Origin of the sequence: Nostoc sp. UHCC 0252 (assembly GCF_034931145.1) — a bacterium.
Lineage (GTDB): Bacteria > Cyanobacteriota > Cyanobacteriia > Cyanobacteriales > Nostocaceae > Nostoc.
Map to the genome: position 1 here is coordinate 78,017 of NZ_JAYGHE010000017.1, position 23,851 is coordinate 101,867.

The window sequence follows — 23,851 nt, forward strand, 5'->3', positions numbered from 1 at the left end:
TTGTCAAGGATAAAGGACAAAGGACAAATGATAAAGGACAATTACACAGGTGTTTTAGGGCAGTGACTACTAGTAAGAGCGATCGCTACTAGTTCGGCTGATAAATTAATTAACATTAATTCATCTTCACGCAAAGTACAGGGTTGTTTCCACTGTAGGGACAATACACCTAAAAGTTTATGACGGTAGCTAATTGGGATAACTAAATGTGCTTGTACATCTGTATTTTTGTAATGAATTGCATCAACTAGCTTAGTATCTTTTAGTACATTTAAAGAAACTTGCATTTGCCCAGTGGCGATCGCTTCCGTTGTCAGAGGATCAAGAGATAACCAATTATCTATCGTACCTGTGTCACTGTAACTTCCTTGAGTGGCAACCAGATTGTTTCCATCTGTAAGCTGGAGAATACAGCCTTCTGCCCCAAAAGTCTCACTCACAGCCTTAGCGATCGGAGTGAGAGTTTCCTCTAAGCTAGAAGCTGCTTGAGTTACCTGTACCAAAACACTCAACAGCGCCATTTGAGCATGAGCGCGGCGTAATTCTTCTGTACGTTGCTTAAGCAAGTCGTAAGTTTCTGCGGCTCTTTGCACCACTGCCTTTAGTTCGCCAGGATCCCAAGGCTTGGTGATATATTTGTAGACTTGCCCTGCATTAATTGCTTCTACCAAGTCTTCAATATCAGTAAATCCGGTGAGAATTATCCTGACCGTATCGGGAAACTGAGGTACAGTCTTACTCAAAAACTCAGTTCCTTTCATTTCTGGCATCCGTTGATCGGAGATAATCACGGCCACCTCCCCTTCTGTTGCTAAAACTTGGAGGGCGTTCACCCCACTATCAGCTTTCAGAACATTAAAGTCGCGTCGAAAGGTGCGATAAAGTAAATCGAGGTTATCTGGCTCATCGTCAACTACCAAAATTTTGAGCTTTTTTGGACGTTCCAGAGTCATCACTTGAGATTGGAGTTTATCACTTTCGCCACTGGGCTTATCCATAAGATATTTCCTTTAAATATTCACTATCTTGTTATATTCCATACCAAGCTTAGTTGAAAATAGCGAAAATCTATCAAGGGTTTTTACGGACTTAATTTCCGTTTTGAATACGCAGATGTGAGTAATACAGAGGATATTTGGCTGTCCAAACATTTGAATTAAAAAAATTGCACTAGAAAAACAAACTAAATCAGCCTAATTATGCAATGGCAATCCAGTGATGGCGGCATAGTTAATAAAACTAACTTTAAATGAATGGCAGTGGTTGAAAAATAGTACTAAGAATCATGACTAACTAACGGCAACAGCAAGCAGCCAATACTTTTCGGTTAAGGGTTAAAGGGGAAAGAGAAAGGTTTTAATTCACCTTTCCTCCATCTAATTCAGGGGATTATACTCCGAGAGTAGATAATCTAAAAGCTTACGTTCGTAAGAATTTAAATCTGAAGCAGATGTTCCGAATTCTTGTAATTTATGGTAGATAAAATCACGTTCAAATGTTTCGATACGTTCTTCTAAGTCTCCATAAAGTTCCTGAAGGGTAAACTCATTTGCTAAAGCTAAGGCAATTTGTTCTCTATCTTTACCAATTGACCGACTCTTAAATTGATAATCAGCTTGAGAATGCTGGGATAATAGCCCAAGAGCGATCGCTAAAATCACCGTCTGATAAGCTAGTTTTAATTCCCTACCAGAACCAATTTCTTCTGGGATTAAATCGGGAACGTTTTCGTCTTCATCGATTTGTTCGCTCTGAGTCCGTTCATAGCAGTCTCGATAATACTCAATTTGGCTGAGAAAATAAGCCGGAAAGCCCAAGGAACGAGTTAAAATACACAATCGTTGCTCATCTTCAGCTACTAAGGCGGTTAAAGTACGACTAAATCGGCTGTAAAACGCAAAAATTTGTTCTTTATCTTTTGCTCCCAGCCAGAGGGTAATCTCCCGTTGAGAAGTTGGGTTTAAGTTAGTGTCAATATCTTGAATTCGCAGCAACAAATTAGCGCTATCATAAAGTTGATTCAAACGCAAATTAGCTGTATTGGCGGCAATTAAATCTGATTGCTTTAATACTTCGCCAATAGACAAGTTACCCAATTGCTCAAACTGCTGACGAGCAAAGGGGATAAGTTGATTCTGAAATTCTTCAGCAGAAATTTTCCACGATTGAGAACGGCTAACCTGTTCTTGAGTAAAATTTTCAGTTGGTAATGTGGAAAGGAAACTTTGGTAATAAGTATCAATATCCGCATCAGTTAGAACTGTGAGCCGAGTTTCGGAGAACTTCGTGGTAGCTTGATCGCGTTGAGCAATTAAATTATTGTATATCTCAGAGAAATCGGACAGAGTTTGACGTAAGGTTTCAGTTCTTTGTTTAGCTGTTTTAATCAAATAATTTAACGCCTCGACACGGAGATTTTGGGCGTATAAATCGTACTCTAACTTTAATTGTTCATTATAACTGCGACGCAATTCGACGGCGGTTGCTTTAATAGTGCTTTCTAGGCGTTTAATTTGTTTCTGAACCTTCTGAATGCGATCGCGAATATTAGTGCTGTACTTGAGCCAAACTATCCCTAAGTAAGTTAAAATTGTTACCGCAGTCCAAAGCAGATAAGTAACTAAGTTAGCCCAAAACCTTTGCAATAACTGCCATAGTGTTGATTGACTGAAAATTCCGGTCAGAACCAGCAAGGCGAATATTGCACCAGTAACTAAAATCGGATAAACGATCAGATACTGCGATCGAAAACGGTTTTCTTCCGTTAGCAGTTCATCTAAGTTATCTGTAGCTGTTTCAAGTTGATTTTCAATCGCCGTTAAATGGTTCTGAGCTACAACGATCACAGCTTCAGCTTGTTCACGAGCGCGAGCGATCGCCATAAAGCGGATTTGTCGAGCTTGTTCGATTTCGGCATTTAACCCTTGACGATAGTCAGAAACTGCTGTTTCTAGCTGTTTCTGAGTTGTTTGTAACTCTTGCTGTTGTTCTTCAGATTTTCTTTCAGTTAAAGCATCTTGTAATTGTTGCTGCCGCAATTTTAAGGATAGAACTTGGTTGAGCAACTTTTGAGTGGCTTCTCGATCAATTGTTACCTGCAATCTTGAGTCAAGAAATGCTTCAGCCGTTCGTAGTTCTGTAACCAAATTTTGGGATTGATCGCCAATGGCATCCGTTTGCAGTTCCAAATACAAAAAGGTCAATATGTTTAATAGCCTAACTCCTTCATGTAAGCCTCTAGGTGTAGCATCAATATAGCTATTTATGCTGCGATCTAGGAAGTTGGTGAGGTTTCCTTGTAGTTGTTTACAACACTTTTCTAACGTGCGCTTATAAGAAAGTAGCTCTTTATTTTCAAACTGCCGATAAGCACGTTGCAATTCCATCCCATATTGTTGTGCCATCCCAGCATGGATCTCAATACGCGGATTAAAATCTTGCCAAACTGGTTTGCCGTTGTCTCGTTCTAATTGCAGAAAAGCATTACTGAAATCTTCGCTGAGGACAAATCCTTTGGCATCTAATAGGCATTTGCGACTTGCTTCGGGAGTGAATTCTGCCTTCGGTAAAAACTGCTCCCTGATAATATCGGCAGCAAAGGCAGCACTCAAACGGTTAATAGTTGTTTCTCCTGCGAAAAACAATTCTCCATAACCAAATGAACTATAGGCTGGTATTTTTCCCCGTACTTTTTGTGCGCCAAGCAATAAGCCGTTGGTTTCTGGTTCCACGGTGAGAAAACCTGCCAAAGCATCAGCATAGCTGGGCAAATTATCACTTAGTCCCCCAATTCGCTCATCCATCAGCCAGCAGTTATCAAAAGGTGGTACTTTTTGACTACCTGTAATCACAACCCCACCGATCATTTTGTAATCTAACTCTTTCAGGAAGGCGTAAGCAGCACCGTAATCAGTAGTTGTGGTTTGGGTAAATAACCCTGGCAATAGTAATAAAGCTTCTAAGCTGTAAGGAATATCTGTAAAGTACTTAGAAAATAGCCAACGAATCAAGCGTACTATGTCAAAAACTACTCCCCTAGCAAATTGATTGCTGGCTGATAGCATGAGATATACTCGATGGCTGCTGCTGATTTCCACTCCTTGGCGTTTCGCTGCGATCGCTTCTTTGGATTGACTAGCCGTTTTCAATAATTCAATCAGTGCAGTTTGCAGTTCGCCTGTCGCTTCGCTGAACTGGGTACGAATTTTGGAGACATAAGCTTGTTTACTATGAGTTTGAGCCAGATCAAAACTCGTGTCAGCAAACTGATCTAACTCGCTACTAAAGCCAAAAGTTTGACCATCCCAAGTTAATGTATAAGTTTGGATTAAGCAGGTTTGATCGGCTGGAAATTCTTGCAGTTGCCGTTTAATGGCTGCACAAAAAGCGGCACTGTGAGGATCGAGTGCAAGTAAAATAGTTGGTTTTGGCATGGGGACACTCTCAGAGTGCAAACTATAGGGCTAAATAATTGGCGTTGGGGACTTCCAAGAAATAAACGAACCACAGAGACACAGAGAACACAGAGGAATAAGGAGGAGAGAGTTTTTTTGCCAGTTTTTTTATTTGGAAGTCCCTTGCAGAACAGTGGGATAAATTGGGGCAAGCAGGGGAGGCAGGGGGTGAATTTTGGAAGTTGCTAAATAATTACATCTAAATCTTCCAGGTAAGCTTCAATTTCCTGGATTTCCATTTCTACCTGTTCTTGAATCTGGGCATCAACCTTGCCATCTTTTAAAACCTGATTGAGGTGATTGATGTAGTTTTGCAAAGTAAATTTGGCTTTGTCTTGGTCTTGATGGGTAATTCGCTCAACTTTGTCAGAAATTTCCTTGACTAGAGGCAAGTTACTTTTAAAAGCTTTAAATGCTGATTTGCGATCGCTTCCTAAAGGCAAAACTCCGCCCTCTAATCTTTTCGCTTGTTCTGTAGAAACAAAATATTTCTTACTTTGATTGACAACTAATTTATAAGGATCGGGTGCTAGCGCTAAAGCAAACCAACGCAACGCCCCACCATCATCTTCCGGTGGAATTAAATTAGCTAAGTTTGTCCAATTGCGATGTAAGTGTTTGAAGACTTTATTCGGATCTAGGTAAGCTGACTCCAGTTCCCTCATACCGTTGAATGCAAATAAGGGAACACCGACTTCCACCCGAAACAACATCACCTTATGAGGTTCGCCTGTCGGTACGAAAGAAGGATTATTATTTCCTTTAGGTAAGCGATTAGAAAGAGGTGGATCGCTAAAAATTGTGTTGTTGCTCTCTACTCCGTAATAATAAAATTCTGTGATTAAGTGTTGCTGTTGAATGGGAATTTCCGATACTTCATACTGCCAGAGAGGAACTGCAAGTTTGCCAAGTTGTTGCAAATCTTGTCCCGCATCTTCGGGATTACTATCTGCTAAAACCTCCTCAACAGTCATACTGGTGAGAGGATAGTAAGCTTCATTTACAAATTTCAGGATTTCGTTCTTGACATCTTCAGCTTTTTTCTCAGACCAATTGGTTAAAGTTTGAGACTGTTCTCGATGCCAACGGATAAAATCTTCGCCAGCAACTTTGGGGCGTTTCGATTGCAGGTTGATGCGCTGAATGGTGTGAATAAAGGGATTATCGTTACTTCCTTGACGATTGACCTCGTGATAACTCTGTTCTATATCTCGGTAAACTTTATCTAAGTTGCTGTGTAGACGCTGACACTTTTCCTGGATTTGCTCTACCTTCGCCCGTAGTAAACCATAGAGTTCAGCCGCTTTATCACACCGTTTCCAATGTAAATAAGTTTTCCACTTTTGGTCAGCCCGTTCTTTGTATCTCTGACAAGCTGCTTGGATCGTGTTTTTATTTGGGAACCAAGTTTCTGCAACTTCTTTAATTTTTTCTTCTTGTGGTTCTAATTTCAAAGCATTGAAACTGGATTGTGCCTCTTGCGATTTTTGCTGCACACCTTGCTGTAATTCGTCTAATTTTTGGGAAAGTTTGCTCAAAAATTCCAAAACATAAGCTAGCCCATTGGGACGGTTAAGACCGCGTTCCCAGAAAGTTGCGATCGCAGCAGATGCAGTTTGCTCTAAACGATAGAAACTCAATCCGAGTTCTTGAGCCGTCCGTTGTTCAAATTGATCCAACTGCCGTTTGTAGAGTTCTTTGATTGTCGGTAAAGCTGTGCGATCCTGACGGATTTCGCCAATTCTAAATTCGGGTTTCATCTGTCCGCCGCGATCACTTTCAGTCAACGCATTCAGGAGAGTAGTAGCTTCTGCTAACTTGCAATCTTCTAAAAACCGGGTGATGTCGCTTTCTAAATCAGGTGTTGCGGTAGATGCCATTAACTCATTCTTCAGCAAGCTTTGAGCATCCTCTAATTTCATCCGCTCGTATTGCTGTACTGGCAGAGTCAGGGTGGCAAAGCCAAAACTACAATAATTTATATTGCGTCCTCGAACTTTTTCACCAGTTGCCAGATAAGCGCGAATGTTATCAGCAACGTTAGCAGCGTCTAAACCGATTTGAGAACCAATTTGAATGTACAAACCATCTGCAACTAAATTTTGCAAATCGTCAGGACGACCGACTACAGTACCATTTTTGTTAACCCCGTCAATTAAAAATACAGCATCAAAGGGAGGGCGATCGGCTTTGATTTTTTTGATGCCATAATCAATTTCAATGCTATTAGATGGTGACAATCCCCAAAAATGCTCGATTTCCTTGAGAGCGCCATAGGCATTAGACTTTACCAAGTGAGTTTGGGGAATATTGGCAAACACTCTCGGTAAAACAAATACCCCTGTAATATTAGAAAAATTATTGAGATGTTGCCGTGTTAAAAAAGCCGTATCTAAGAATGTACCACTGCCCGTTCCACCCGCCAAACTGCCAACAATAAAAACTTCGACACCATCCCGGCTGGAAACTTGAAAGTTATCGGAAAATGCTTGTTTACTAGTGCGAATTTCGCGGACAGTATTGATTGCTTGAGCAATTAAAGCGTCAATATCGCCTACTTTCGCAAATAAGGCGAGCCGTCCCCGGGCCCGAATCTGTCCAGCGCCACTAATCAAGCTGGCTGCGGAAATATCCCTAGGCCACCATTCAGCGATGTGGTCGTTACGTGTTAGCGGTAGGGGATTTGCGACAGAAATTGCATAAAGTTCATTGGGTTCTAAGATAACCTTAGTGCCATCAGGTGATTTTTCTCGTTCTTGGATATTTTCAGTAGTATCAATAGAAATAAAACGAATAACTTCTGGAACTGAGCCGTAAACATCTATAAATCGCTTTTTAAGTTTAAGTACGACTTCATAACCCGTTCCTCCTAGCCCGATAACAACGGTAGGACGAAAAACAACCGTGGGACGCACAACCGTGGGACTTAACATTCACTTTCCTGTGATATTATTCAAAAGTTTGTCTGCCCACTGCCTGGCTCAGAGGGTCTTTGGTGTTCAATCCAGTTAAATTGCAACTTAACATTGCCAATCTGGATGATGTCCTCGTTGAAGAGTTCATCTGTATTTATATTTTTAGTATTGACAAAAATTACACCTTTCAAACATCGCAAATCTATATTCTTTTTGCCTAACCGCCAAACTGTGACTAACTCGGCATCAGAATTTGTTGCAGCAATGGCTGGTATCAATTCACTCAGGTATACTCTACCCTTGTGTAGGTTAGTGAGACTAATCTCTTCGTCTTCCGATGATTGTGGCAGTGGTTCTAGCACTACCAACGCTCCTTCTAAGCGTTTACGGTTGCGGAAATCTTCGACTAATTCCAAAGGGGTTTTGCGTTGAATCAAACAAATTACTATCAGGGTAATTAACAACACCAACAGCAGTAAGAGCAACCAAATAACTATTTTTCGCCACAGTGGCATCAAAATATACAGATGAACTTCTGTACTTACAGGATTAGCAATTGAGTTATCTGGGGTTAGGATTAGGGTAAAGGTGCGATCGCCTGCAAAACTACTATCAGTAATCTGCAACTGCACAGGAACTCTACTTTCTCCTGGTTGTAAGGATATGGCTGCTGAAGGTTCTGCTATAGAAACGTCTTTGAAATTGCCTTGCAGTTGTAAGCTAGCTGTTCCAGATATATTGCTGCGAACTACAAAAGTTTGGGTTTCAGTGGTTTTTCCTGCCTCTACTGAGCCAAAATCTATCTTTGTCGGTTGTATTTGCAGTTGTGACTGAATGGTTATAGGTAGGTCAATTTCTATTGGTGCGATCGCCTGATCTGCACTTATCAACACCAAGCGCAAGCTACTAGTGCCCCCCTTTGCCTGCGGTGGTATCTGTAAACGCACAGGAATGACTGTTGCTTGATTCGCAACTAAGTCGATGGTGCGATCGGGTGAAATTAAGCGAATACCACTTTGCTGAGGGTCTTCCAGCTGCAAACTTACCTTAGCATTGACATTACTAATACCATTAATATTGAGTGGTTCAGTAGTTGCTCCCGGTGATACTGGCGCTAAATTGGCAGTGGGTAAATTAACATCAAGTTTGGGTTTAATAAGCGCTGGTCGGATATTTTGAGCCAGTTGGTTTAGCTGAACTCCCCCAGGATCTCGTAATACCTGCCCTTTTCCACAAAGCGCTGGATTGCTAGCAAATTCATTTAGTTGCTTTTCGTGTTCTTTTAATCCTAAAGATACAAAAAATATATAGGGCTTACATTGTTGCTCACGCAAAAATTGTGTATTGCTAGGAATAAGAACAGGATTAGAAATACCACGCACATCTTCTAATCCGTCAGTTAAAAATACTATACTGACAGTCCGCCCAAGAGAATCAGCACGTTGGTTTAACGAGGCAGAATGTTGCAACGCTTTTTGCACAGCCTTACCTGTATGAGTACGCACACCTTCCGCCTGAAGTGAGCTAATTATTTGCTTGAGTTTACCCCTATCTGGATTACTGGTAATCTTGATATCATCTGCATTTAAAGCTACTTCTTTGTCAAAAGTATAAATAGTAACGGTATCGCCTAATCTGGCAGTGTTCACAAATTCGGTAATAGAATTCTTGACTGGTTCAAAAATATTTTTTGTTCCACCTACACCACGCATAGAAGCAGAAGTATCTACTACTAAAATCCAGTCAATTCCACCCTTAATGGCAGTTTGAGCAGATGCACTATATAAGTTAGAAATTGATATAAGAGCTAAAAAAAACATGCTTTGGATTGAACGAAATCTCAACCAATGATTGAAGTATCTAAAAATCATTGTTAGATTTCTCCATGCATAGTAATTTTGTATTCGTCTTTTGTAAAACAGTCATTTAACAATTGATATTTAATTCGTTTAATAACTTTAAATATACTGTTGTACCATCCATCTACTTCTCTTTTTGGTAAATTTAAGCTATCTTTATTTAATTATCCTAAATAGAAAATATTCTATTGATATCTAAATAATGGTTAGATATCAGAGAAAGCCCGATAATAATTAGTAATTATTTTTTAATCATATTATTATGTGTATTTTATGGAAACCTTTAACAATGGTTGTCTAACTAATTATTTTTTTTGCGAATAAAAATATGAATTATGCTAATCAATGTTTTGTCAAGTTATATGTTAGCTAGTTTTTCAAAAAATGTCATCTTTTTTTGCAAATGTGCAAGTTATTAAAAGCTACAAATTCAACTATTCATAGAGTCAGTAAATATATACAAAATAGTTGAGATAGCTGCCAAGATAACTTTATATTTCCGTTTAATTAGCCTTGACAGTCACAATGATAAATTGTTAGGGCTTGTGGTTATAGCGGTTCCAGTATAATTAACATACAGAAAGCTCCACTAAGAATCATGACCAACTAACGGTAAAAGTAAACGGCTAACTACTCGATTATCTGGTAACTGATAGAAATTTAACTCTCCTCCCAGTTCCAGCATAAGGTTTTGGCAGATTAGTAGATGTAAAGCTGGCGGTTGGTCGAGTTTGGAGGGAGCAAGGACATCTTTGGGTGTATTATCATGTAGTTCTGTAAGTAGCTGTGATTCGATCGCACCGTTATATGTAATCGACAGTTCTAGGGATTTCGGATGTTCGGTTCCTCCAGTTGTAGAAGAATACTTTGCCTCTGAGGGTTTTGACGCATCTAAACGGCGACACCAAATGTCAATTCTGCTGCCGATTGGAGAACGGTTACAGGCAGTAACCAATAATTCATGGATAACTAATTCAATTTTGACAATATCACCAGCGATCGCCATTGTGGATTGAGGGCTGGTAGGAATGCTTTTAGCTAATGCAGAGTTCTTGGGCGGTTCTGGATCATCGATTGATTGTCCCAAGCCGTGTACACCAATCCACAGCTTTTGTTGTTTGAGTAAATTTTCGATGCGTTCGAGCGATCGCTTTAGTAAACTGGCTATGGGCATAGTTTCCCAACTGATATGTAGCTGCCAGTTCTCAAGTTTGAGCATTCCACTCATGGAGGCGGTTGTCTGGTCTAATTGTCTTAGCAATAACTGGTAGCGCATCTGAGTCAGTTCATTAGCAGGGATGCCTAAATCATGTATTTGTTTCAGGGATAGCGCCGTTATTCTTTGAATTTCCTCTAGGCGACGATGTTTGTACCAGTTGAGTTGTCGTAATTCTTCTGTCGTGGATTCTAGAAGGCGGGTAATTTGCTTTTGACGACGCCACCAAGCTAATTGAGTAACCAGAGTTGCGATCGCATTTAGGCTTTGTTGTAACCAGCGACGCTCTTGATAGTCTGCTAATAATACTACTCCTGTGATTTCATAATCAGCATTAGTACGTAATGCCATGACCAAAATTTGACCTTTATCTGGAGTATTTAACCATTTTCGAGTTTCTGGGGGTAAATTATCCACTTTCAAAGTCAAGTAATTTTCCGTAACCAGTGCCCACTGAATTAAGGCTTCAGACTGGATAGAAATAGGTGCATCAGAAGAAATCCCAAATTGGCTATTGTCAACCACCCCAGGGATAATTTCTGCCCAATTTTCACCAGGCGACCAGGATAGTAGTAACGCTAATGGACAACCTAGAATTGATGCTATTTGTTCGAGTGCTGTCTGTTCTAAACGATTTTTTTTAACCTCGTTGCTGTTCTGAGTTTGTGTCAAGACGTTGAGGCATTGCTCAAAAGCCTGGGAAGTTTTTTGCTGCTGGGTAGTACGGTTGTGCAATTGCCACTGACGAACAATCACACCAATTTGTTGACTAACAGCCCACAGTAACTCTTTTTCCAGAGTTGTCCAAGAGCGATGGGTTTCATGAGTGATGAGCAAAATTGCTGGTGGGGTATGACCGTGAGTGCATTTACAAATAAGTAGCGATCGCACTCCATTTTCTAATAACAAGGGCCGCCAGTTAAAAAAGCGTAAATCTTCATCTAAATTTTCAATTTCTAGCGCTTCAGTTGAACGTTGCAAAAGCTGTCCATCTATTTCTTTGAGAATATTCAAGCTAAATGTCAACGCTCGCCGATTATGGGGCTGACTTTGGTAAATAAATTGATAATTATTCTGTTCAGGATCGTACTGCAACAGCAAAAAGCGGGTAGCTGCTAGTCGAGTTAAAACTCTTTTAGCACAGCTGTGCAAAGTTTCCTGAAGTTCATGTTCGCTATAGATACCTTGGGCAACTTGACTAGTTAGTTGGGCATCCTCTCGAATCTGTTTGATAGTACTTTCCATAGTTTCGTTAGGTGCAATTAGGGAGATTAAACCAGCCACACCCTGAACAAAATTTTTGTCTGCCTCCGTCCAGATTCGAGGTTCATTGCTTTCTACCGCCAGAAAACCGAGCAAGTTCTTTTGCCAGATAATTGGAGCAGCCAAGAGCGATCGCACCTTCAGCTTTTGCAGTAATTTCGCTGTAAAATGGCTCTTTAAAGAACTGCGTGCATCACCAATCGAGACAATTTGGTTGACTGCCAAAGCATAATAAAAGTCGCTCAAGTCCTGTACAGTCATTCCCGCCGCTTGCTGAATGCTAGAATCGCGATCGATTTTGACAAGCTGATTGCTCATCCGACACCAAAAGTAGCGCCCTTCCCGCTCAAACCAGTAAACATTTGTCCGGCTAGGGGAGACAAATTTATGAGTTGCTTGTACCCCTGCTTCTAGTCTTTGATTAAGGTTAGGGAGGGTGCGTAAATTTTCAAGTAATTCTAATAATGGCTCATCGGTTCGCTTGGTTTGCTTTTGCTGCTTATGCATTTCCTGCTGATAAAGCAATGCCCCCAATTCACCTAAAACCATCATCAAACGTGCTTTTGCTTCCCCTGTCAGTAGATAGCCCCAGCGTTCTGAACCCAGTAACAGCAAGCCCAAGCAACGATCTTTATAGCGAATTGGTAAAATAATCGTTCCTTTAATCTGCAATTTTTCAGCGATTTTGCGCCATTCGGCGGCGCGGATTTCAGTTTGTAAATCAGCTATGCCCAAGGGATGTTGTTCAATCACCACTTGCTCTAATAAGTCGCCAGGGCTGAGAACAACCTTCTGGTATAAAAAGCTTGTGTCACGATCCGGTGTAATGCCGCCTTTGCCGAATAATATGTGATTTAGGCGATCGTAAAGAGCAATCCAAATCAGTCTGTAGTCAAACTGTTCTTTAAGATAAGAAATAGTAATTTCAATCAGAACGTCAACATCATCTTCTTCTCTGAGGTTCTGAAGGACACGCCCCAAGGAGAGGATCTGCTGTTCGGCGGCTATAGGTTTTTGCGGCTGCCCCATCTGATTTATTGGTTAACATAACTTGTAATATATAAGATGCCCAGAAAAGCACCCTGAGTAATATTGCGACAAGTGTTTAATGTTGAACCTGAACAGCTTAATAGGAAATTAAGCTAATTGTCATTCAAATTGCATTCCGCGTCTTTGCGTCTTTCTAGCGATTTGAACTATGCAACTTAAAATAGCTGCCTCCTGCCTCGTGAATGTTTAACTCAAATTAAATAACTTTTGCATGAAGTATCTTTTATGCCCAAGTGGGTAATTTTCTTGAAAACCAAATACAGTGTAGCCTTGAGATTCATAAAATTCTTTAGCTTGAAAGTCTAATGTCTCAAGATGAACCCCTACACAGTTTTGCTTTTGACCTTCTTTTTCAGCAATTTTAAGGATATTGCTTCCAATCCCTTTACCGCGTAAGCCTTCTTGAACAACTAAGACTCTGATATAAAGCCAATTGCAACCGATTTCGCCCATAACTCCACCAACAATCAAGCCTGATTCATCTCGTGCAAAAACTGCTACAGGTTGCCACTTTGACAACGGAAAAAAATTTTGATTGAACTGGCGAATCATTTGGATGACTGTCATCCGATCCTGCTGAGTTACTTCCTGTTCTACCTGAACTGTAATCATCCTGATTCTGACTTCTGATTTCTGAGTTATTCTTTATAAAAGCTAATGGATATTTATAAATTTGCAATTAGTCCGCTTTTGTTCAATGTGGTAAAAACAGACCCGGAGTGGTTACATCAGCAGACGATTCGCAGTTTTAATGGGCTATCGCAAACGCCTTCTAGTTGGGTAAACCAACGCTTACAAAAATCTTTATGTTTGTACGATTCCCGCCTAGAACAAAATTTGTTTGGGCTAAATTTCCCAAATCCGGTAGGATTAGCAGCTGGCTTTGATAAGGATGGAGTCGCTGCTGGTATTTGGCCTAACCTGGGTTTTGGCTTTGCAGAACTAGGAACTGTAACTTTTCACGCACAGCCAGGAAATCCGCGTCCCCGTTTGTTTCGCTTGCCGTTGGATAAAGCCGCTCTCAATCGCATGGGCTTTAATAATCTTGGTGCAGCAGTGATGGCAGAACGTTTGAAACAGCAGTCAACCCACTTAATACCTATAGGGATAAATTTGGGTAAATCTAAGGTAACTCCTCTAGAAGAAGCCGCACAAGATTATCTTGATAGTTTTCGCTTACTCAAGGATTTGGGAGACTATTTTGTTGTTAATGTCTCTTCCCCTAATACGCCGGGGTTGCGATCGCTCCAAGATGCTTCTATGCTCAGTGCCATCTTGAATTTATTGCAACAAGAAAATACTTCACATAAACCTATTTTTGTCAAGATAGCGCCAGATTTAGATTGGGTTGCGATCGCTGACATTATTTCTTTGGCTAAAACCTACCAATTGGCGGGAATTATCGCCACTAACACCACCATCAGCCGTGATGGACTGAAAACCCAAGTGATTGACCAAACTGGCAAATTACCCCAAGAAGAAGCTGGCGGAATTAGCGGTGAACCATTGCGCGATCGCTCTACTGAGGTAATTCGTTTTATTTGGCAGCAAACCCAAGGAGAAATCCCAATTATTGGCGTTGGTGGCATTTTTTCCCCAGATGATGCTTGGGAAAAAATTACTGCTGGTGCTAGCTTGATCCAAGTTTATACAGGCTGGATTTATGAAGGCCCACTGATGGTACGCCGAATTCTAGCAGGATTGCTTGCCAAACTAGAACAAAACGGATTAAATTCCATCAACGAAGCTGTGGGTTTACAAACAAATATTCCAAAATTCTAATTACGAATTACGAATTACGAATTACGAATTGTTTTACCCTTCTTCCTCCACTGGGAAAAACTCTTTAGTTCTTTCCGAGTATGACCAGGCAATACCATCAGGGTCTTTACTGCGACTCCATTCAGGAAACTCTGGATCGTTTCGTCGTTTATAAACCGTACTGGAATAGACATTTAACCTTTTGGCAAGTTCAGATTGAATGAGAGAGCCAAAAATTAACTGTTTTTCCAGTGATCGTTTATCTTTTTCATGGGTTAGCTGTGGTTGCGATTCAGTTTCTGGTTCCTCCTGTGGGATTGATGGTGGTGCTAGGAGCGATCGCGCAGTTTTAGTAACTGCTTGAGCAGGAAGCTCTTTAACAGGCTCACTACTATCAAGAATATTGCCGAGGATACTTGCAGTTATAAAGTAATAAGACTGTCCTGCATCTTCGGAGTTCACTATACTTGCACCAAATTCCGAGGCTTTACTATCCAAGTAGCGTTTTGCCGTTGTTCCGGGAAAATTGCCCTTGATTGCCAAATCCATTGGCGTAAGTCTGCCTTGATTTTCTCGAACCAACTGATGAAAAATTGGGTTAACTCGTACAGTCCACTGTTGCCATTGATATTCCTGCCAAAGCTTGAAGCCAATTACCAGAAACATTAGCGCTAGTAAAATTCTCCAGGTAGCAACCAGGAAAATAATCAAAAACGAGATGGGCAAAAGTAGAACGAGAAAAGCCTTGCCGTTGTTTTCTATGGGTTTTTCACTCATGCCGATTTTTGCCAAGTGAATTTTAGGAAATAATATTATCTATATTGGCAAAAATTGTGACACTTTTTTGTATCTTTTGGCAAAGTTACGGCAAAATTTTCGGCAAAATCTTTACTGGATAAGTGTTGCAAGCCTTCTGAAACTAGAAAATTTGTACTTTTTCTGCGATCTGACAAAAGTTCTTACCCGCCAAAAAAAGAGGGTTTTTGACTCAGCCAACATTCTCTAAGTATTGTAAAAGCGGTAAGCCTGAATGCTTTGACAGTTTTATCGGTAACAGGTCAGTGCATAGGCAATCGGTATTTACCCAGTTTTACCCCAAAAATCTTGAAAGGCTTTGGAAAAACCCTAAAATTCCCATTAAAAAAGAGCTTAGAAGCCCTGTAAAGGTTCTATTTATTAAAAGGCGGCACCCGGATTTGAACCGGGGGTGGAGGTTTTGCAGACCTCTGCCTTACCACTTGGCTATGCCGCCATACCCACGCTATAGAGCTTTTTTGCTTCCCGCTTAAGGAGTAAACAGCGTCAGTTTAACAATAATAGCACGAGATTGCGAGGTAGAGATAGTGGGTTAACTGGATGTTTCTGGTAGTCTTTAGTTTTGCGATCGCCGTTTAGATTCTTGTTATGTGTGGATTAGCTAGCGATCGCTAATCAGAACTTCTGTCATAATGAGCAGGGATAAAAGATTGCGATGCAGCTAAATGTGAGCATCGAGCGCGTTAATTAGCTTGACTTCATCGGCAAAATTCGCCCATCGAACAAAGTGAAATGGGCCGGCGATGGAACCCCACAGACGCTCATCAGTTTCTAAATCCCTTCCTCGGTCGAGGCTAAAAAATTCTTTAGCGTCAATCTCAAATTCGTTATCTAGATAAGTATTTTTGCCGTCACGAACCACAATACAGCCTTTACCAGGTTCAACTCTGCCTTTAAAGCTTTTACCTGTCCACTCTACAACCATGTTGCAACCTGACATTTTTTCCAATTGATCAACGGATAAAACTTTTAAACGTTCAGGTTCACGAGATGCACCGTAAAATTTTTGTTCTTCTTTGACCGTGTAGTGTTCAATAACAATGTGGTTTTCTGCCGGAATCAAGTTCATGACCCGCATCCGGTAAGGTTGATTGAGCATAAAGTCATAAGCTTGTTCGAGAAACAAACTTACGCCTGAAAATAATTCCAAGGGAAGGGGACGGATACACACACGAATGTGGGCATAAAAAGGCGGATTTTCAAAAGCTTGTTCTTGATTACTAAAGTCAGCTGCCATCCACCGGGCTAAGGTAGCAATATCAGTAGAATGAGTCACGTCGCTTCGCTCCGAATTCAAAATTCAAAATTCAAAATTAATAATCCGCACAAATAAGTTTCGTTGTATATCCTTTTTTTGCCGATTATTATTAATCAATCTGTCTGTCGTTTAAAATTTATTTGTGATTATACCATTTTAGATTTAGCATTGAAAATCAGCTTGCTGTATCTAGCTTGGCGTAAATTCATTTATCGAACAGAATTCAGGAGTCAGGAATCAGAATACAGGAAAGGTATTCTGTATGACTGGCGGATGAATAATTGGGTTTAAGACCCCCACCAAATTGAAAATTTGGTGGTCTTCAATCCTGCGCCGGTCTGAATCTCCGACTGATTGATTCTGACTCCTGAATTCTGACTTCTGAATTCTTCTTCAACACAATTATTTTGTAATTTGGGATTATTTTGACACTCGCTAAATTAAAAAATATTAGCTGCGATCGCAATTTTCAATAAACAATTTATATATTACGATCGCTTGTTTTTCCAGGCTGCTTAAAATCCCATTGCCTCGGCGACTGCACCCAATTCTGCTGCAATCCCCTGTTTAAATTGACTGTGATTGTGTTTAATGGCTGTATCTGGGTCTTTTAAACCATTGCCTGTGAGGACACAAACTACTGTCGCTCCTGTGGGAATTTGATCTTTTACCTGCAACAAACCAGCTACAGAAGCGGCACTAGCAGGTTCGCAGAAGATCCCTTCTGATGATGCTAAAAGTCGATAAGCGTCGAGAATTTCTGCATCGGTGACGGCGTGGAAATTTCCCTGACTTGCGGTTTGGGCTGCAACAGCTAATTCCCAACTAGCAGGGTTGCCAATGCGAATTGCTGTTGCTAGGGTTTCGGGATGCGCCACGGGCTGACCGTGTACTAATGGGGCTGCACCTGCGGCTTGGAATCCCATCATTCGGGGTAAGCGATCGCACTTTCCATCTTGATGATATTGACAAAAGCCCATCCAATATGCTGTGATGTTTCCTGCATTGCCCACGGGGATACATAACCAATCTGGTGCATTACCCAGCGCATCGACGATTTCAAAGGCTCCTGTTTTCTGCCCTTCTAAACGGTAGGGATTGACCGAATTTACCAAAGTGACTGGATAGCTTTCGGCCATCTCGCGGACAATTTCTAGGGCTTGGTCAAAATTCCCTTTAATTGCCAATACTTCTGCACCGTAAAGTAATGCTTGGGCTAATTTGCCCAGTGCCACATAACCATCGGGAATTAATACGAAAGCATTCATCCCTCCGCGCCTTGCATAAGCGGCGGCGGCGGCTGAGGTGTTACCCGTGCTGGCACAAATTACTGCTTTTGCTCCTGCTTCCTTGGCCTTGGAAATTGCCATAGTCATCCCCCGGTCTTTGAAGCTGCCGGTAGGATTCAGACCATCATATTTTACAAAAACCCGGACTTGTCTGCCAATACGTTCTGCGATCGCTGGCACTGGTATTAGAGGTGTGTTGCCCTCCAAGAGAGTGACGACCGGTGTTTTTTCGCTGACAGGCAAGTATTGGCGATAGGCTTCTATCAGTCCGGGCCAGGGTTGGCGATAAGATTTAGCAACAGACAGGCTCAAAGTCACGGGATTTAAAATTTCTTAATGTTAAGGATTGGATATTTTAGAGAAATGGCAGATGGAAGGGCAGGAGGGGAAGACAAAGAAAGTGAATTTTTCTTTCCCCTGTCCCAGTCATTTAATTGCAAAAGAATATTACTCAAGAATATTATTTTTTGTGGTGCAGGTGTTTCACTTGCCATTTTTATTTAGAATACCAGTTAAATAGGCAATGCGCTGTCTTTCGTTGGCAGTAGCCTTGGGCTAGTACTTGCCTGAGTCCTTCCTAACATTTTTTCAATCTTGGGCTTCGTTGCCATTTTGCCTGAAAATTTATTCCGAGGCTAATAGTCCTCTCGAAAGAACTAAATCCAAAATTTTCATCCAAAAACGTCGTTAAACAGACTTGGGCTAGTGTTTTCTTTGGAACACAGCCACTATAATCGCCGTCTCTGATGATTGAACCTGAAAGCCATTAGAGTAATTGATGAAAAATATACAATATTTTAATAAAGCTTAAAAGAGCATTATTATAATATTTCTAATGGTGTGAGTTAAATTGTGGATTTAATAAGGCTATGTCTACTTGTTTATCTAGTGTTTCCGATCGCGAGTCCCAAGCCAACTGGGTCAGTAAACTAACCAAATCTTATTATCAAGACGATCAGCAAGCTAAGTTTATGCATTTACAAGCCGAGGTAGACTCTCTGTTGCAGCAGTTGGAGAACCTGAAGCACCAACGTCTAGCCGACACTGACACTAACCAAAAAGAATAAGTCAATTTTGGAAATAACGGTCGCCACTGCCTCTTTAATTTAAATTTGATAAAGGGGCGTGCTATTCAAAGCGCTGATTTTTCTCTGACCAGCGCCTCAGACTGTAGTTATGAGCATTTTCTACTAATAAAGCTAAGGATTGCACGTCTGAAAGCTTGGCGATCGCAGAGAGTCTTTGTATATTTCCTGTAAAATCAGTGTAAATGACTTCATTGCGATCAGACAAAATTATAGTCCGGTCGCGGCGTTGCTCCTGAATTTCAGGTGGAGACTGATTTAAAGATGTTATTGCTGCTGCTGAGATAGTCAGTATTATTTCTGGTTTAACGTTATTTGTTAAATCAATGACTTGAACAGGCCAATCACCCAAGCTTTCCTGCATCTGCTCAAAACTAGGAATAGCGCCAGCCGCAACTTCACCAGATTGCTGTAAAGATTTCCACACACTCGATAATATTACTTTCACCCCTTGAGGATTTTGTTGATGCAGTTCTTGTAAAGTAATGGGAGATGGTTGTACCCATTCAAGCGCTGCATTTGTCAAGCCTAAAGGTTTGGGTTGGAGAACATCCTTTTGATTCTCTGGAATTTTTGGGCCAGCAGCTAATAGGCGCAAAACTTTACCCCGTAGTTGCACCGCTTTGATAGCGGCTATAGTAATTTTTTGTTCTCCATTTGGCAACCAGACTACAATCTGGATTTCAGGGTCAGAAGCGATTCCCAAAGTTTTCCATAAAAATTTTCCAGCGTCAATTTTGGTTGGGTTCAAATTCTCAAAGGGGGAATTTAACCAACGTTTCCCATCATTAAATGCACTCACCTCTACTTGATACCAAACTTGATTATCTGTGAGTTTCAAGTCTGCTAAGGAATTTGGTTGCAGCCACTCGCTGCTAGTAACTTGAGTGATTGGTTGCACAGTACCAACAATCTGACTAGGGTGAGTAGAGGATATTTGTGATTTTGTCCCCTCACCATTGAGTCTTGTTAATAGACCTTGTATATAGGCAAGATTATCTTTGGTAATTTTTGGTTGCGTCTTTAACCAGGAATTAGCATGTTCTTCTCCCTGCTGAACTTTCAAAATCAAGGCGAACCAAGCTTGCACCTCTAGTCTATTTGGATTTACCCGCAACGCTGCGGCTGTACGATTCCACAACCGTTTTTTATCGGCTTTGAGTAGAGTAATAATTTCTTGAGTATTATGTGGCGACGCTTCAAACATCTGTAAAGCTTTCTCCCAGCGACCATCAATCAAGTCTGCTAGTACTTGTTGACTCGGACTTGCCCATTTTTTCTGGGCTTGGGTTTTGGTAAGTTGGGAGTGCAAGCGAATCAAATCCATCTGCGCTTGTGCCGCCTCTGGTAAAACTCCTTTGCGCTGTTTCTTGATGAATTTCAACCATTCAAAAGCTGGTGTCCACAGACCACTACGGGCAATTGACAGGGCGTTTTGGTATGCAGAATCTTTTAGGACTGATGATTTGAGGGTAATCGCCTCCAATTCAATTGGCTTGAGAAATAACTTCACAGGTTTGACTTGATAAACCTGGATGCGTGGTTCTAAACCTATAGTTTGGTCAACAACTAACTCTTTTTTCGCATCACCAGTTACCTGCTGCCATCTAGGTAATTGTCCGTTGGAAGTCCAAGACAACATTTGTAGTAAATTGGTGCGCTCTGGGTTGTAGTATACAACCTGACCATAAGCAGCAGTTCCTTCTTGGCGTTTACCCCGCAAATTGAACCAAACCCCTGGTGATGGTGTCGCACCGTCAAAGCGTTGCACTTCAGTTAAAGCTAGGGGAATGCTGATATCTTGGAGTTCTGATGTCTCATCCAGTGAGGGAGAAATCACAGAGGATTCTTCTGGCCCAGTTATGGGTAATTGCGTAGCTAGATAGTAATAATTTTCTGACTGAGATTTAAACTCTAACTCTTGTGATAGCTCGTAAACCCTGATTTCCACAAGTTTTTTACAATCAGATTGACAATTAGGACGCTGCTGTAAAACTGGCAGTAAAAAAGAGTCTTTCGCATTTTGATGTAAAGGTAGAGTTTCCCCAAATATTTGGTTTTTTTGGCTTAAATCGAGTTGAATTTGTTTGAGGGTTTTGGGGCGTTCGTGCTTACCAAGGGGGATTTGTGCCCATGCAGGTAAAATTTTATTTAGCCAGCTTACCTCGTCTGGATTGTAGATGAAGAGAACGCTAATCCAGGCAAAAGCCATAACTAGACTAGCACTACTCAATAGAATTGTGATCGCTAGCGTTGACGATAACCAACTTCCCCGTTTTAGCTTTTTCTGGGGTTTTTTAGCGATGCGTTTCATTACACCTGTATCAGGTTTATTTTGTTTAGAGGCTTTTGGTCTCAGCTTGCGTGAACGATTTGCCATAGATTGGGAATTAGAAATTAAAAATTGGGAATTGAGAAAACTCTTTCCTAGTTCCCAGTACCCAATACCCTGTTATACTCGTCCTTTCAGAAGTTGCCCAGAAAGATTTAAGTCGAATTTTGAATAAAATCCGTAAATTTTCCCAGGTGAACGCTAAACAATAGCGAATACACTCTTCACTTAAGTATGTGAGCAGAGTGTAAAAAGTTGAAAGGTATATTTATTAGCCGCAGTCATCGCAAAACCTGGATGCTCGCATGGTTACTAATTGCGGGAGTAAATGGAGTTGCAGAAAAAGCATCAGCACAAGAGTACATCAATATAGAAACTACTCAAGCACAGGAGAGTGTAGATTCAAATTCTCCTCCCTTCTCCTCAATAAATCCGATGGCGCAAGTTACATCGGTTTCTCAACTTAAGGATGTACAACCTAACGATTGGGCATTCCAAGCATTACAGTCCTTGGTGGAACGCTATGGTTGTATAGCAGGCTATCCAGATAGTAGCTATCGCGGTAATCGCGCCTTAACTCGGTATGAATTCGCCGCCGGAGTGAATGCTTGTTTAGATAGAGTCAACGAATTAATCAGTACTGCCACCAGCGATTTAGTCACCCGCGAAGATTTAGCAATAGTACAAAAATTGCAGTCAGAATTTGCCCCTGAATTGGCAACTTTACGGGGCCGTGTCGATAGTTTAGAAGCCAGAACCGGCGAAATTGAAGCCAACCAATTTTCAACAACCACTAAACTTAGCGGATTACTAATAGTTGGTATTCAAGGAAGGACTAGCAATCGTGGTGATGTAAATCCTAGAGATGGACAAAAAGATACAGATGATGCAGGGACAAACACTAATGTCATATCCCTGGCACAACTATATTTAACTAGTCAACTCACTCCTAGTAGTTACCTGTTTACAGGTCTTATAGATGGTAACGGAAAAACTACACCTAGATTTACCAATAGTGTTTCCCGAAATGATGTTTTACTTGGCTATGAATTTCCTACAGATAGCTTGATTGTAAGTGACCTCAATTTTCATTGGCTGGTGACAAATAAATTGGCAGTAATGGTGGGAACAGAAGGTATAAGTATGCCTGCTGCCTTCCGAGGCCCCAATCGGGTAGAAAGTGCTGCAACAGGGCCGTTGTCTTATTTTGCTCAAAGGAACCCCATCTTAAATATGGGATATGGTCACGGCGGTATAGCTATTGATTGGCAATTTGCTAAACGCGCTAGTTTACAGGCTATTTATACTAGTTATCAACCAGGAAATTCCGAGAAAGGTAGCGGTTTATTTGATGGAACCACCACTACAGGTGTGCAATTGCTGTTGACACCAACGGATACTCTAGATTTAAGTTTATATTACGTCAACAATTACTCTTCAGATGGGTGTTTGTTAACCTTTGTTGGTGATGAATGCTTAACTACAGTTAATAGCACTACCGGAAAATCAGCACCTTTGCAAACTAACGCCGTGGGTGCGACTTTAACTTGGCAAATTTCACCCCGTATTAGTGCAGGTGCGTGGGGTGGTTATACTAAATCTTATATTCCTGGGCAATCGGGAAATGTAGAAACGACGAATTATATGGTGTTTATGAATTTCCCTGATTTATTTGCTAAAAGAAATTTAGGCGGAATTTATGTTGGTCAGCCTCCTAAAATTACTAGTAGCAATTTACCTCTAGGAAATAATGTCCCTGATTTTATTAATACTGGTTTAGGACGTTCAGGTGGACAACCAGGGACGACCACTCAAATTGAGGCATTTTATCGTTTTCAGCTAACAGATAATATGAGCATTACACCAGGAATAATTCATATCTTGGAGCCTGGTCATACACCAGATAGCGACTCTGTTACCATCGGCATTCTGCGGAGTACTTTTACTTTTTAATTCTGCTTACACGTAAATATTAGACCTCTTGCAAAAGTCAAAAAATCAAGAATCTCACTACTCTGTTTAGCCCCGCTCAACATGACAATTTAAGCATTTATGCAAGAGGTCTATTATTAAACTTAAGTAGTGAACAAGACTCCAAATAGCATAAGCAACAAAAAGGACGGGGGTTAGCCCGTCCTTTGTCTCTCAAAGATTTGTCTAATCAAGCTTCTACTTTATTCGGGGTTCTCGTATTAACCACCGGCCACAGCCGGGACAATACTTACTTCATCGCCATCTTTCAGTGCTGTGTTAATACCATCTAAATAGCGGATGTCTTCGCTATCGACGTAAAAATTTACAAATCGCCGTAGCTTCCCTTCGTCATCGCACAACCGCGATTTAATCCCAGGAAAGCTTTGTTCTAATGAGTCCAATAATTCAGCAATGGTGCTACCGTTGGATTCTAGAGTAGCTTGATTATTAGTCAAATTCTGAAGAGTCGTAGGAACTAAAACTTTTACAGCCATAGAAGTACAAAGTGAAGAGTTAGGAATACAGTTAAGAGTTAAAAGTTAGGAGTTATGAATCAAAAACTCATAACTCCTAATTTCT

15 protein-coding genes and 1 tRNA gene are annotated in these 23,851 nt (G+C 40.9%); 3 read left to right on the forward strand and 13 right to left on the reverse strand.

Features of this window, described 5'->3' with window-relative positions; all coding sequences use genetic code 11:
• Positions 1-41: 41 nt before the first annotated feature.
• From VB732_RS13120 to VB732_RS13145, 6 genes are all read right to left on the reverse strand, one after another.
• Positions 42-998 carry a response regulator gene (locus tag VB732_RS13120; RefSeq protein ID WP_323231276.1) on the reverse strand — a complete coding sequence of 319 codons (957 nt, stop codon included), beginning with the start codon at positions 996-998 and terminating at the stop codon, positions 42-44.
• 378 nt (positions 999-1,376) lie between these two features.
• Positions 1,377-4,433, reverse strand: coding sequence for a hypothetical protein (locus VB732_RS13125; RefSeq protein ID WP_323231277.1), 3,057 nt, complete (start codon positions 4,431-4,433; stop codon positions 1,377-1,379).
• 206 nt (positions 4,434-4,639) lie between these two features.
• Positions 4,640-7,387 (reverse strand): tubulin-like doman-containing protein, encoded by a 2,748-nt coding sequence (locus VB732_RS13130; protein ID WP_323231278.1) that lies wholly within the window; start codon positions 7,385-7,387, stop codon positions 4,640-4,642.
• A gap of 20 nt (positions 7,388-7,407) precedes the next feature.
• Positions 7,408-9,189: a vWA domain-containing protein gene (locus VB732_RS13135; RefSeq protein WP_323231279.1), complete on the reverse strand. Its 1,782-nt coding sequence runs from the start codon at positions 9,187-9,189 to the stop codon at positions 7,408-7,410.
• A gap of 628 nt (positions 9,190-9,817) precedes the next feature.
• Entirely contained in the window at positions 9,818-12,736 is a 2,919-nt protein-coding gene (locus tag VB732_RS13140; protein WP_323231280.1) for a GAF domain-containing protein, read from the reverse strand.
• Between the two features lie 207 nt (positions 12,737-12,943).
• Entirely contained in the window at positions 12,944-13,369 is a 426-nt protein-coding gene (locus tag VB732_RS13145; RefSeq protein WP_323231281.1) for a GNAT family N-acetyltransferase, read from the reverse strand.
• A gap of 45 nt (positions 13,370-13,414) precedes the next feature.
• Here VB732_RS13145 and VB732_RS13150 point away from each other — a divergent pair, with 45 nt between their 5' ends.
• The gene (locus VB732_RS13150; RefSeq protein WP_323231282.1) at positions 13,415-14,539 is read left to right on the forward strand and encodes a quinone-dependent dihydroorotate dehydrogenase; all 1,125 of its coding nucleotides are present in this window, start codon (positions 13,415-13,417) and stop codon (positions 14,537-14,539) included.
• A gap of 33 nt (positions 14,540-14,572) precedes the next feature.
• Here VB732_RS13150 and VB732_RS13155 read toward each other — a convergent pair whose 3' ends face one another.
• The 5 genes from VB732_RS13155 to VB732_RS13175 all read right to left on the reverse strand — a co-directional run bounded on the left by VB732_RS13155 (position 14,573) and on the right by VB732_RS13175 (position 18,375).
• Entirely contained in the window at positions 14,573-15,295 is a 723-nt protein-coding gene (locus VB732_RS13155) for a hypothetical protein (RefSeq protein WP_323231283.1), read from the reverse strand.
• Between the two features lie 404 nt (positions 15,296-15,699).
• Positions 15,700-15,770: transfer RNA gene (locus VB732_RS13160), tRNA-Cys, on the reverse strand.
• A 225-nt stretch (positions 15,771-15,995) separates the two neighbouring features.
• A complete protein-coding gene (locus tag VB732_RS13165) occupies positions 15,996-16,610 on the reverse strand; it encodes a chromophore lyase CpcT/CpeT (protein ID WP_323231284.1) in 615 nt (204 codons plus the stop codon).
• A gap of 497 nt (positions 16,611-17,107) precedes the next feature.
• The gene (gene thrC, locus VB732_RS13170) at positions 17,108-18,199 is read right to left on the reverse strand and encodes a threonine synthase (protein WP_323231285.1); all 1,092 of its coding nucleotides are present in this window, start codon (positions 18,197-18,199) and stop codon (positions 17,108-17,110) included.
• Positions 18,200-18,204: 5 nt separating this feature from the next.
• Positions 18,205-18,375: a hypothetical protein gene (locus tag VB732_RS13175; protein WP_323231286.1), complete on the reverse strand. Its 171-nt coding sequence runs from the start codon at positions 18,373-18,375 to the stop codon at positions 18,205-18,207.
• A 375-nt stretch (positions 18,376-18,750) separates the two neighbouring features.
• On the opposite strand from VB732_RS13175, the gene VB732_RS13180 reads away from it, so the two are divergent.
• On the forward strand, positions 18,751-18,948 hold the full coding sequence (locus tag VB732_RS13180) for a hypothetical protein (RefSeq protein WP_323231287.1): 198 nt from the start codon (positions 18,751-18,753) through the stop codon (positions 18,946-18,948).
• Between the two features lie 61 nt (positions 18,949-19,009).
• Here VB732_RS13180 and VB732_RS13185 read toward each other — a convergent pair whose 3' ends face one another.
• A complete protein-coding gene (locus tag VB732_RS13185; protein WP_323231288.1) occupies positions 19,010-21,346 on the reverse strand; it encodes a hypothetical protein in 2,337 nt (778 codons plus the stop codon).
• Positions 21,347-21,595: 249 nt separating this feature from the next.
• Here VB732_RS13185 and VB732_RS13190 point away from each other — a divergent pair, with 249 nt between their 5' ends.
• The gene (locus tag VB732_RS13190; RefSeq protein WP_323231289.1) at positions 21,596-23,251 is read left to right on the forward strand and encodes an iron uptake porin; all 1,656 of its coding nucleotides are present in this window, start codon (positions 21,596-21,598) and stop codon (positions 23,249-23,251) included.
• A 239-nt stretch (positions 23,252-23,490) separates the two neighbouring features.
• Here the strand turns inward: VB732_RS13190 and VB732_RS13195 are convergent, their stop codons facing one another.
• The gene (locus VB732_RS13195; protein WP_323231290.1) at positions 23,491-23,766 is read right to left on the reverse strand and encodes a ubiquitin-like small modifier protein 1; all 276 of its coding nucleotides are present in this window, start codon (positions 23,764-23,766) and stop codon (positions 23,491-23,493) included.
• Between the last annotated feature and the right edge of the window lie 85 nt (positions 23,767-23,851).

Excerpts from the sequence above, each read along its gene's own strand:
- VB732_RS13120 (WP_323231276.1), bottom strand. The coding sequence starts at position 998 with ATGGATAAGCCCAGTGGCGAAAGTGATAAACTCCAATCTCAAGTGATG.
- VB732_RS13125 (WP_323231277.1), bottom strand. The coding sequence starts at position 4,433 with ATGCCAAAACCAACTATTTTACTTGCACTCGATCCTCACAGTGCCGCT.
- VB732_RS13130 (WP_323231278.1), bottom strand. The coding sequence starts at position 7,387 with ATGTTAAGTCCCACGGTTGTGCGTCCCACGGTTGTTTTTCGTCCTACC.
- VB732_RS13135 (WP_323231279.1), bottom strand. The coding sequence starts at position 9,189 with ATGTTTTTTTTAGCTCTTATATCAATTTCTAACTTATATAGTGCATCT.
- VB732_RS13140 (WP_323231280.1), bottom strand. The coding sequence starts at position 12,736 with ATGGGGCAGCCGCAAAAACCTATAGCCGCCGAACAGCAGATCCTCTCC.
- VB732_RS13145 (WP_323231281.1), bottom strand. The coding sequence starts at position 13,369 with ATGATTACAGTTCAGGTAGAACAGGAAGTAACTCAGCAGGATCGGATG.
- VB732_RS13150 (WP_323231282.1), top strand. The coding sequence starts at position 13,415 with ATGGATATTTATAAATTTGCAATTAGTCCGCTTTTGTTCAATGTGGTA.
- VB732_RS13155 (WP_323231283.1), bottom strand. The coding sequence starts at position 15,295 with ATGAGTGAAAAACCCATAGAAAACAACGGCAAGGCTTTTCTCGTTCTA.
- VB732_RS13175 (WP_323231286.1), bottom strand. The coding sequence starts at position 18,375 with ATGGCAAGTGAAACACCTGCACCACAAAAAATAATATTCTTGAGTAAT.
- VB732_RS13180 (WP_323231287.1), top strand. The coding sequence starts at position 18,751 with ATGTCTACTTGTTTATCTAGTGTTTCCGATCGCGAGTCCCAAGCCAAC.
- VB732_RS13185 (WP_323231288.1), bottom strand. The coding sequence starts at position 21,346 with ATGGCAAATCGTTCACGCAAGCTGAGACCAAAAGCCTCTAAACAAAAT.
- VB732_RS13190 (WP_323231289.1), top strand. The coding sequence starts at position 21,596 with ATGCTCGCATGGTTACTAATTGCGGGAGTAAATGGAGTTGCAGAAAAA.
- VB732_RS13195 (WP_323231290.1), bottom strand. The coding sequence starts at position 23,766 with ATGGCTGTAAAAGTTTTAGTTCCTACGACTCTTCAGAATTTGACTAAT.